The organism is Kibdelosporangium phytohabitans, assembly GCF_001302585.1.
In the GTDB taxonomy this organism is placed as follows: domain Bacteria; phylum Actinomycetota; class Actinomycetes; order Mycobacteriales; family Pseudonocardiaceae; genus Kibdelosporangium; species Kibdelosporangium phytohabitans.
The window spans coordinates 5,255,785-5,266,423 of the sequence record NZ_CP012752.1 but is presented as its reverse complement, the minus strand read 5'-3'; the positions used below and the strand labels follow the sequence as shown (position 1 = coordinate 5,266,423).

General features: G+C 70.1%; 10 protein-coding genes. 4 read left to right on the top strand and 6 right to left on the bottom strand.

Annotated elements, in window-relative coordinates:
• Nucleotides 1–50 precede the first annotated feature (50 nt).
• Nucleotides 51–986 carry a hypothetical protein gene (locus tag AOZ06_RS23955; RefSeq protein WP_236952359.1) on the bottom strand — a complete coding sequence of 312 codons (936 nt, stop codon included), beginning with the start codon at nt 984–986 and terminating at the stop codon, nt 51–53.
• Between the two features lie 230 nt (nt 987–1,216).
• Between AOZ06_RS23955 and AOZ06_RS23950 the strand changes: the two genes are divergently transcribed.
• The gene (locus AOZ06_RS23950; RefSeq protein WP_054291452.1) at nt 1,217–3,907 is read left to right on the top strand and encodes an ATP-binding protein; all 2,691 of its coding nucleotides are present in this window, start codon (nt 1,217–1,219) and stop codon (nt 3,905–3,907) included.
• Between the two features lie 145 nt (nt 3,908–4,052).
• The gene (locus tag AOZ06_RS58980) at nt 4,053–5,735 is read left to right on the top strand and encodes a cytochrome P450 (protein WP_218922045.1); all 1,683 of its coding nucleotides are present in this window, start codon (nt 4,053–4,055) and stop codon (nt 5,733–5,735) included.
• Nucleotides 5,736–5,760: 25 nt separating this feature from the next.
• Here the strand turns inward: AOZ06_RS58980 and AOZ06_RS56580 are convergent, their stop codons facing one another.
• On the bottom strand, nt 5,761–5,928 hold the full coding sequence (locus AOZ06_RS56580; RefSeq protein ID WP_157233202.1) for a hypothetical protein: 168 nt from the start codon (nt 5,926–5,928) through the stop codon (nt 5,761–5,763).
• Between the two features lie 116 nt (nt 5,929–6,044).
• On the opposite strand from AOZ06_RS56580, the gene AOZ06_RS56575 reads away from it, so the two are divergent.
• Nucleotides 6,045–6,191 (top strand): hypothetical protein, encoded by a 147-nt coding sequence (locus AOZ06_RS56575; protein ID WP_157233201.1) that lies wholly within the window; start codon nt 6,045–6,047, stop codon nt 6,189–6,191.
• Between the two features lie 244 nt (nt 6,192–6,435).
• Here AOZ06_RS56575 and AOZ06_RS23940 read toward each other — a convergent pair whose 3' ends face one another.
• Entirely contained in the window at nt 6,436–6,924 is a 489-nt protein-coding gene (locus tag AOZ06_RS23940; protein WP_225954745.1) for an ATP-binding cassette domain-containing protein, read from the bottom strand.
• On the opposite strand from AOZ06_RS23940, the gene AOZ06_RS54300 reads away from it, so the two are divergent.
• A complete protein-coding gene (locus AOZ06_RS54300) occupies nt 6,917–7,522 on the top strand; it encodes a substrate-binding domain-containing protein (RefSeq protein ID WP_225954746.1) in 606 nt (201 codons plus the stop codon). The genes AOZ06_RS23940 and AOZ06_RS54300 overlap by 8 nt on opposite strands.
• 302 nt (nt 7,523–7,824) lie before the next feature.
• On the opposite strand, the gene AOZ06_RS23930 is transcribed toward AOZ06_RS54300, so the two are convergent.
• From AOZ06_RS23930 to AOZ06_RS23920, 3 genes are all read right to left on the bottom strand, one after another.
• On the bottom strand, nt 7,825–8,661 hold the full coding sequence (locus AOZ06_RS23930; RefSeq protein ID WP_054291449.1) for a DUF4097 family beta strand repeat-containing protein: 837 nt from the start codon (nt 8,659–8,661) through the stop codon (nt 7,825–7,827).
• A 51-nt stretch (nt 8,662–8,712) separates the two neighbouring features.
• Complete coding sequence (locus AOZ06_RS23925) at nt 8,713–9,195, bottom strand: hypothetical protein (RefSeq protein WP_054291448.1); 483 nt, start codon at nt 9,193–9,195, stop codon at nt 8,713–8,715.
• A gap of 112 nt (nt 9,196–9,307) precedes the next feature.
• Nucleotides 9,308–10,534 carry a cytochrome P450 gene (locus AOZ06_RS23920; protein WP_054291447.1) on the bottom strand — a complete coding sequence of 409 codons (1,227 nt, stop codon included), beginning with the start codon at nt 10,532–10,534 and terminating at the stop codon, nt 9,308–9,310.
• Nucleotides 10,535–10,639: the final 105 nt, after the last annotated feature.

Genomic DNA, 10,639 nt, shown 5'->3' with positions numbered 1-10,639 from the left:
AAGCGAACACCCGGGAGGCCGGACGGGCCTCCCGGGTGACAGGCCCCTGCTCAGGTCGTCGTGCAGTTCTTCTGGGTGTCGGTGCGGACCTTGCGGCCGGTGAACTCCTCCAGGACGGCGATGTTCTCCGGCGCGTAGTTGGTCGCGGTGATCTTGTCGGCGTTCGGGCTGCCCAGCTTGCCCGTGTACGGCGCTGACTTCTCCAGCCAGTAGGCCGTGCGCAGGAACTGGGTCAGCACGAGCTCGCGCAGCTTCGGCTCGTTGCGGATCTTCGCCCAGTAGTCCGGGTGCCGGTCCTTGGCCACCCGCAGGTAGAGCAGCAGGTAGCGCAGGTTGGTGGCGGCGATGTCACGGGCGTTGCTGGCACCGACGCCCTTGATGTACTCCTGCAGCACCGTCACCGCGGGCAGGCCTGTCAGGCCCGCGTTGAGTTCCGCTGTCACGCCTTGCATGTGGTAGTCGCCCTGGGTCTTGTCACGCAGGTAGATGCCGTCCATGGAGTCGCTCAGGCGGTCCTTGATCAGGGGCAGGATCTCCTTGCGGGGGAAACCGTCGTGCAACGGCACCACCGTGTCCTGCCTGGCCGCGTTGACCCAGGCGGCGGTGTGCACGTTCCACCTCGTTCGCGCCGGGTCGAGGTCCCACATGTGGGTTTCCTCGTGGATGGCCACCATCATCGACTCGGCGAACGCCTCGAAGCTGTTCTTGCGCACGAACTGGTTCCAGTACGGGTCCTTGGCCTGCGCGATCGCCAGCGCCTGCCCACTGGGCCAGCGCCGCTGGTACACGGCCTGGAGGGTCTGCATCCAGTTCGACGAGGTGAACCTCGCTCTGAGGTCGCTCACATCCGCGGTGGGCTGCGACTGCTCCTCGTAGCAGTAAGGGGCTGCGGGGCTGCTGACCGGGGCCGCCGCGGCGGCGGTGCCCACCACAGGCGGGAACGCCAGCATCACAGCCACCAGGAAAAGGGCGCGTTTGCGACTCACAGGGACCTCGTTTCGAGCGGGCGGGCGGTGTGCAGGGAAGGGCCACCGCTCAATTCGCCGTGAGGGGGTCGTCAGGCGAGCGTATGGACCGCCGTTCCCCGGCACCCAATCCCATCTCGGCATAACAGCGAGCCCGATACCACGACAGGCGTGCGGCTGCGTCGGTCGCAATCGCCTAGCGCGACGACGATAGGTTGTCATCCGCCATGGGGAACGGGAGGTGAGCGCCGGTGCGGATCGTGGGCCATCAGGCGGAACGCCGCGAGATCGACCGATTGGTGACGTCGGCGGCCGACGGGCGCGGCGGTGCTGTCGTGGTGGCCGGTGAGGCCGGGATCGGCAAGACCACCCTCGTCGGCACGGCGCTCGGTGCGTTGAACGGCTTCACGCTGTTGCGCGCTGTCGGCACGGAGTTCGAACAGGACTTGCTCTACGCCGTCCTGCACCAGTTGTGCGCCCCGTTGCTGGAGTACCGGCTGAAGCTCCCGATTGTTCAGCAGACGGCGTTGGAGGCGGTGTTCGGCCTCGGTGCCCAGACCTCACCGGACCCGTTGATGGTCGGTGCCAGTGTGCTGGGGTTGCTGCGGGAGGCCGCCGCGCAACAACCGGTCTGCTGTGTGGTGGACGACGCCCAGTGGATCGACGACGCCTCACGGCGGGCGCTCGTCTTCGTGGCACGGCGAGTGGCCGCGGAGCGGATCGCGGTGGTGTTCGCGTCACGCGAAGCCGGTTGCGTGCCCGGTATCGCGGATCTGCCGCGACTGGCTCTCACCGGCCTCGGCGACGAGGACGCCAGGGTGCTGATGGGCACGGCCGGACGCACCCGGCTCGACGCCGAGGTCTTCGACCGGATCCTCGCCGAGGCCCGCGGCAACCCGTTGGCGCTGCTGGAATTCACGCAGCACGTGGGGCCGTTCGGCGAACCCGGTCCCCGGCCGTCCCGGATCAGCGTGGTGGAAGCGCTGGAGGAGCAGTTCGTGCGCCGGTACAGGCAACTGCCCGGGAGCACGCAGTCGCTCGTGGTCCTCGCGGCGGCGGAGCCGGTCGGTGACATCGGGCTGCTCGGCCGCGCGGCGAAGCAGCTCGGGCTGGACATCGGCGGTCTCGCGCTCGCCGAAGGCGCCGATCTGCTCACGATGGGGCCACGGCTGCGTTTCCGCCACCCGCTCGTCCGCTCGGCGGTGTACGCGTCGGCGTCCCCCGAAACGCGCCGGTCCGTGCACGGCGCACTGGCCGGAGTGACCGACCCGGACGTCGACTCCGACCGCCGGGCGTGGCACCGGGCCCACGCGATCGTCGACGCGGACGAGGGTGTCGCGGCCGAGCTCGCCCGATCCGCGGACCGGGCGCGGTTGCGTGGCGGATTCGCGGCAGCGGCGGCGTTCATGGAACGAGCGGGGCAGCTGACGCCCGATCCCGGCGACCAGGTCGGCCGGTTGCTCGCCGCGGCGAGGCTCCGGCTGCAAGCCGGGGCGCCGGCCAAGGCCCGTGCCCTCGTCACCCAGGCGGAGCAGCACCCGATGGACGAGCAGCGGCGGGTGGCGGCACGGCTGTTGCGAGCCCGGATCGACTACCAGCTGGTGCACAGTCCGAAGGCGACCGCCACGCTGATCGACGTGGTCTCCCAGTCAGCTCCCGAGCAGGCGAGCGAGACCTATCTCGAAGCGTTCGCGTCGTTCATGTACAACGAGAACGAACCTGGTCGGCTGCACGACCTCGGCGCCCGGATCCGTGCGCGACTACCACGCGACGGCCTGGTCAGGCCGGTCGACCTGTTGCTCAACGCGTTGCTGGACCAGGTCATGCTGCCCGTCGACGAGGCGGTGGCCGCGATGCGTGCGGCGGCGGCCACGTGCCGGTCGGCGGACGACGCGGCGGAGCCGTGGCGGATGAACCTGCTCTGCCAGCTGGCCATCGACCTGCGTGACGACGAGTTGATGGAGGAGATCGCCGACCGCCAGGTGGACGTGGCGCGCCGCGAAGGCATCCTCGCCACGCTGCCGCAGGCGTTGCGCTACCAGTCGATCGTCCGGGTCTCGACCGGCCGGTTCGACGACGCCGCCGCCTGCCTCGAGGAGTCCCGCGCGGTCGACGAGGTGGCGGGCACAGTCCCGCTCGTGGGCCCGCAGCTCGTTCTCGCCGCCTTCCGCGGTGACCTCGACCGTCACCGCGAACTGGTGAGGCTGATGGGCCACGGCAACAGGCCAGTGGAAATAGCGGGCCAGCACTACGCCACTGCGGTGCTGAACAACGGGCTTGGCAACTACGACGCGGCCCTGGACGCCGCGCTGGCAGCGCAACGCCGCCACCAGGACGGCCTGTACTCGATCTGGGCCGTCTACTCCGAACTCGTCGAAGCCGCCGCGCGCTCCGGCCGCGGCGAGGAATCCGCTGTGGCCATGAACCACCTGGAAGCGTCGGCACGTGCCGACCCCGTCCCGTGGGCCGTCGCCGAATGGCTGCAGGCACGCGCGCTGCTCGGCCAGGAGGACGACTGCGAAACGCTGTACCGGCAGGCAATCGACCACTTCGGCCGAACCAGGATCAGCGTGCTGCACGCCCGTGCCCGGCTGGCGTACGGGGAGTGGCTGCGCCGTGAGAACAGGCGCGCTGACGCGCGGGTCGAGCTGCGTGCGGCTTTCGAGATGCTGTCCCGCATGGGCGCCAACGGTTTCGCCGAGCGCGCGGCCAGGGAACTGCGGGCAGCCGGGGAACAGCCACTCCCGCACGACACCGGTTCGCTGAACCAGCTCTCCGTGCAGGAACGGCTGATCGCCGGGAAAGTCGCTTCGGGGGCGACCAACAAGGAAGTGGCCAAGATGCTCTTCCTCAGCCCGCGCACGGTCGACGCCCACCTGCGGAGCGTGTACCGCAAACTGGGCATCACCTCACGCCGTCAGCTCCGGGAGATGTTCCCCTGACGTCAGCCGACCGGGCACTTCGCCACGGAACTGGCGGTCCAGGACCATTCGACCGGCCGCTGCTGTTTCATGCTGTGCCCATAGCGGTAGTTGTGCGTGAGCCAGGGTCTTCAACCCGCCGCACCCGGACCTCGACTTCTTCGACATGGGCAACCTCGTCACGAAACTGGCCGCGGCACCGCAAGCTGCGCACGCCGGTCAGCCAGGTGTCCACCCCGCGCGGGCCGTGACGGGGATGCGGCCGCACATCGAGAAGATCACCGGCCGGCTGCTGGACTCCGTCGCGGGCACCGACCGGTTCGACCTGGTCGACGCGCTCGCCTATCCCCTGCCGATCACCGTGATCGCCGAACTGCTCGGGTTGCCGATCGAGGACGGACCGCGTTTCCGGCTGTGGGGCGAGGTTCTCGGCATCGCCGCGGCGACCACCTTGTCGCCTGGGGAAACGGCGGACGTGGTCGCGCCCGCCGTGCGTGAGATGAACGAATACCTGGTGGCTCACGTGCGACGGCGCCGCCGGCAGCCGACCGGCGACGTGCTCAGCCGTGTCGCCACCGCGCAGGTCGACGGTGCGCCGATCGCCGACGGCGAGGCTGTCGGCATCATCGCGCTGACGCTGCTCGCCGGGCACGCCACCACTGTGGCCCTGATCGGCAACGCGGCGCTCTGCTTCGAGCAGAGCCCCGGGACCGCGGCCGCTGTGCGGGCGGACCGGTCGCTGGTGCCCGCGGTCATCGAGGAGATCCTGCGGATCCGGTCGCCGCTCTGCGGTCTGACCCGTGTGACCACGAAGGACACTGAGATCGGCGGGCACGCCATCCCCGCGGGGGCGCTGGTGACGACGTGGATCGGCGCCGCCGGCCGGGATCCCGCCAGGTTCCCCGATCCCGGTGTGTTCGACATCCACCGCAGCACCGCCGGGCACATCGTCTTCGGCCACGGCGTGCACTTCTGCATCGGCGCGCACCTGGCGCGCCTGGAAGCCGACGTCGCGCTGAACGCGTTGTTCGACCGCTACCAGGACATCCGGGTGGACGCGGACGGCCCGGTCGAGGTCGACAACCCGGTGCAGATCGTGTCGCCGAAACGACTGCCGCTGCGGGTGTCCGTCCGATCGGCCGGTGGACCCGGGCTCACGCGAAGGAGGCTCACTCAGTGCCGGCCGTGCTCCTGCGGTGCCCGTAGACTGCACGGAATGAGTCAGCGCCGTACCAGCCCGGGCCGCCCGCGAACCAAACCCGCCGAGGAGCGGCGGGCCGACCTGCTCGACGCGGCTGAGCGCGTGTTCGTGGAGAAGGGGATCGACGCCGCCCGGCTCGACGAGATCACCGACCGGGCGGACGTCGCGATCGGCACGTTGTACCTGCATTTCCGCTCCAAGAACGACCTCCTTGCGGCCGTGCGCGCCCGGTTCAACGACCGCCTGGTCGAACGGCAGAACGCCGTCGTGCGGGCGATGCCCGCCGACGACTGGATCGGACGCGTGGACGCGTGGCTCAGCGACGCGGTCCGCGCGTACGTGGAGCACGCCGAACTGCACGACGTGCTCTACGACCACACCCCGATCAACGCCAAGACGACGATGCAGGTCTCGTCGGAGAACGCGCACATGGAGGCGTTCCGGCAACTCATCACCGAGCGCCCGGACGCACCCGCTGGCGCCCCGGACCCGGCGATGGCCGCGAACCTGATCTACAGCGCCTGGTACGGCGCCACGCACGCGCTGCTGCACCACGAAGCCGTGGACATCGACCGGCTGGCAAACGAGCTGATCGCCGACATCACCGACCTCGCCCACCGCTACCTGCGCATCGAGGACGGATCGTGATGCCTCGCCGTCCGGCAAACGCGGTTCACCGCACGACGGTCATGGTGACATCGAGGGTTTCGGTGTCCCGCGCCGAACTCCGCCGCATCATGTCGAGGTTGCTCAGGTCTCGTGGGAGGCGCGACCGGGGCGACGGACCGGACTGGGCACCGGCGGCGGTCCCCGCGATCAGTGGCAGCGGCGGGATCGGCAAGACCTGGCTCGCCTTGAGCTTGGCGCACAGCCGCGCCCAGCGTTTCCCCGGCGGCCCAGCTGTTCGCGGACCTGCGTGGTTTCAGCCGCACTGACTCACCGGCTGCGCTGCAGGACGTGGTGCGCGGGTTCCGGGCAGCCCCCGGAGTCGGCCGCGATCGGCAACAGTCCGAACTGGACGCCCAGATCGCCTTGTACCGCAGCAGGATCAGGAATCGGCTGATGCTGATCCTGCTGGACAACGCCGCGACGCCGACCAGGTGATCCCGCTGCTGCCCGGCACCGCCACGTGCACCGTGCGGATCACCGGCCGAAACCGGCCGCGGTGGGCGCCGACCGCGTCACCGCCGCGGAAGAGACGGTCGCCGAACTGATCGCGTTGTGCGGTGGATTCCCGTTGGCGTTGGGACTGATCGCTGCCCGCGTCCTAACTTCCGCTCGCGGACACCGTCGACGCTTTGCGCCATCCTGGCCCAGCCCACAGGCCACCGGCGATCGGTGTGGACTTCTACAGGGCAGCGTTGGCGATACGCCAGTGCCGGGCCTGCTCGTACTGCTTTCTGATACGGGAGAACGCCCCACCTGTGCGCAGAAGCTCCGCGGGGGTGCCGTTCTCGACGACGCGACCGTTGTCGAGCGAGACCACGTAGTCCGCCGCGGCCAGGGTGGCCGGGCGGTGCGCGATCACGATCACCGTGCGGCTGGGGTCGTCGCCGAGGTTGGCGATGGCCTGGGTGATCGCGGCCTCGTTCTCCGGGTCGAGCGCGGAGCTGGCTTCGTCGACGAGCACGATCCGCGCCCGCTTGAGCATCGCCCGTGCGATCGCCACGCGCTGGCGTTCACCACCGGACAGCCGGGCGCCTGCCTCGCCGACGCGCGTGTTCCAGCCGTCGGGCAAGCGCTCGATCACCTCGTCGAGTCGCGCCGCCCTGGCCGCCTGCTCCAACTCGTCCCAAGCCCTCTTCGCGCTCGGCGTCGGCGAACGGATCGTGGCCAAGACACGCGGTGAGTCCACCCCCTCCCCCGCGTTGGAGGCGCTGCCCGATCTCGGGGCGCGCAACCCGAGCACCGAGGCGCTGATCGCCGCGAAGCCGGACCTGCTGATCACCGACCAGATCGACAAGGTCGCGGGCAACAAGGGCGGCCCGTCGGTCGCGGAGTGGAAGGAACTGGGAGTCGCGACCTACGTCGTCGGCGGCGGTCGCGCCACCGGACTGGACGAGGACAGCCCCGGGATCGGCGTGCTGTTCGCCGACCTCGACAAACTCGGGGCGATCTTCGAGGTGCAGGCACCCGCGAGGGTCCTCGCCGACCAGGTTCGCGGACGGCTCGACGACGTGCGCCGCCGCACCGGCGAGCAGGCCAAGCCCGGCGTCATCGAGGTCTCGCAGGTCTCGGGCCAGCTGTACGTCACGTCCGGGGCCTGTCGGACAACGTGCTCGAACGGGCGGGCGGCAGGAACCTGTTCGCCGAACTGCCGGGCCAGTTCACGCCGATCAGTCCCGAACAGATCATCGCCCGCAACCCGCAGGCGATCACCACCGACGACTTCACGGCGCCACCCGACGGGCAGCGTGACCCGATCGCCCACCTGACGCGGACATTCCCCACGACCGACGCCGTCAACCAGCAGCGCACCCTCGCGATCGACGCGGCCAGGACCGGCGCCCGCGGCAGCACCCGGCCGGTCGACGGCATCGTGGAGATCGCCCGTTTCCTGCACCCGAGCGCGTTCCCCGCTCAGTAGAGTCCGCACGTGGTCCATCCGGTCACGGGCGGCCTGCTGCTCGCGTTCTCACCGCGCGAAGTCGCCGCGCCCGCGCGCGGCGACGAAGCGGAACACTCTGCGTGCCGCCGTGGCGCCTCTGCAACGCCATCATGGCGCCACGACGGCCGGTCAGACGTCCGCGCGGTGGATGACGATGTTGTCGAGCCGTGTCCGGGCGTAGATCTTGACCTTGTTGCCGAACTCGTCGGGGTTGTCCTGGGCGGGCAGGGAACTGTGCACGGACCCCTTGGTGCTCTTGGCGTCCACCCAGGCCGCGGTGCCCTCGCTGATGCCGATGTCGATGCCGCCGGAAGCGTTCATCAGCTCGGCCTGGCCGCGGGTGATCCGGCCGACGCGGATCGGGCAGCCGCTGCCCTTGGCGATCACGCTGCCGTCGGCGCGGTCGATGTCGAAGCTGCCGCCGGAGCCGTTGAGGGCCACATCGGACGAGGCGTGCCCGATCCAGACCTTGCCGGTCGACCCCTCGTACCTGACGGTGCCCACGGCCTCGGCGATCCGCACCCCGGCCGTGCCGCCTTCGATGCGCGCGGCGCCCGCGACGTGCCCGATCTCGACCTCACCGGTGGCGAGGGTCGCGCGCAGCGCGGCGATGCGGTCGAGGTGGACCTGTCCCGACGCGATGTTCAGCTCGCAGTCGCCGAGCCGGCCGTCTGCGTGCACGTCCGTCCACGCCGTGTGCAGGACGAGCGTGGAGCCGGCAGGCAGTTCGACGGTGATGGCGACCGAACCGTTCCTGTCCCCCGCCTTGTTCGTCTTGATCGACAGCTCGCCCGCGGTGAAGTCGACCTTGGTGTGCTCGGCCACCTTCACGTCCGACTTGTTCGCGCTGTCGACCGGTTCGACCTGGACGACCGTGTCCGGCCGTTCGCCGGCGGTGATGCGCACCCTGGCACCACCGGTGGTCAAGGTGGCCGTGATCGGTTCGGGTGTGGCGAATGTGGGCATGGCGAATCTCCCCTTGGTCCTTCGGATGTGGTGTGAGCACGGGAAAGCGGCTCAGCCGACCCAGCCCGTGAACTCGCCGTCCGCGCGTCCGCGGCGCGTGCGCTGTTCACCGGCGAGCGCGGCGCTGGCCACGCGGACCAGCCAGGCGTTGGTCGAGAGCCCCTCTTTGGCGGCCGCCGCCTCGATGCGTTGCTTGAGCTGCTCGGGCGGGCGGAAGTTGATCCGCGACACCGCGCCGTCCTTGACCGCGGGCACGGGCGCTTCCGGCTCGGCGACCGGCTCCGGCCGCTCGTCGGGCTCGGGGCGGGTGACCACGAAGACCGGTTCACGGCCGCGGAGCCGGACCTCGACCGAGCCGGGCGCCAGGTCCCTGGTGATCTCGTCCGTCGCCGCCGCCAGGACTTCGAACATGGTCAGCCGGGTGGCGGCGGCGACCGATGAGGCCAGGCGCTGCGCCAGGGCGGTCGGCTCGCCCGGTTCGGCCGCGGCGAGGAGTTCCTCGCGCAGGCTGTCGACGTACGGCGTGAGGTCCATGCGCCAACTATGACGCCATTCTGGCGCCATGTCAAGTCAGTGGCGCCATAGTGGCGCCAAAAGAATGCGAGGCCGTCCCGGTGGACGGCCTCGCTGGGGTGCGTACGACTGGCTACGGCGCTGTGCTCGTCCACGTCACCGGGAGCTCGTGCACGCCGTAGATGTTCATGTCTGTCTTGAGTTTCACCTCGTCGGCGGGGACGGCGAGGGCGAGCGCCGGGAAGCGGCGCAGCAGTCCCTCGAACCCGGCGCGCATCTCGATGCGGGCCAGTTGCTGGCCAAGGCACTGGTGGATGCCGTGCCCGAGGGACAGGTGACCGCGGGCCTTGCGGTGGATGTCCAGGGCGTCCGGGTTGTCGAAGCGCCGCGGATCGTGGTTGGCCGCCAGCAGCGAGACCACGACAGTCGACCCCTTGCCGATCACCTCACCGCCGAGCTCGATGTCGTCCACGGCGTAGCGGTAGAAGATGTCGGCGACGGACAGGTAGCGCATGAGTTCCTCGACGGCACCCGGCATCAGGTCCGGGTCGGCCCGCAGCTCGGCCAGCTGCCGCGGGTTCTCCAGCAGCGCGAACGTGCCCAGCGCCAGCATGTTGGCCGTGGTCTCGTGGCCGGCGAGCAGCAGCAGGAAGGCGATCCCGACCAGTTCATCGACCGACAGGTCGTCGTCGCGGGCCAGGTCGGACAGGATGTCGTCGCCGGGCTCGGCGCGTTTGGCGGTCACCAGCTGGGCGAGGAACGTGGTCATCGCGCCGTACGCGGCCATCTTCGCCTCCAGCGTCTGGTCCTTGACCAGGAACTGGGCGGAGTTGACCTGGAAGGTCTCCCGGTCGGCGTAGGGGACGCCGAGCAGCTCGCAGATCACGAGCGACGGCACCGGCAGCGCGAACTCCTCGACCAGGTCCACCGGCGGGGTCAGCCGCGCCAGTTCGTCCAGCTGCCGCTCGGCGACCTCGACGATGTGGTCCTCCAGCTGCTTCATCCGCTTGACCGTGAAGGCACCGATGAGCTTGCGCCGCAGCCGGGTGTGGTCCGGCGCGTCCATGGCCACGAACAGGCCGGGCGTCTGCGGGGGCGGTTCGGTCAGGACCGGCATGCCGGGCGTCTCGAACGGCACGTGGATGATGCCGATGTCCTGGCGTGAGCTGAACCGCGTGTCGGCCAGCATCTGGCGGGCCTCCTCGTAGCCGGTGACGACCCAGCCCTCGTGCCCGTCGGGGAAGACCATCGGACTGACCGGGCGTTCGTCGCGCATCCTCGCGATCGCGCTCGGCGGGTCGAACGGGCTCACGTCGCGGTGCACGGGCAGGCTCTGCGGGACGGGAACCGTCTGGCTCATCGGGTGTCCTCTCGTGGTGGGTGCGGCAACTCTCGCCGCCAGAGCTGACACGCGCCTGACACGGCTCAGACACCGGTGGATGACCCGGCCTGGTTGGTGGCCCGC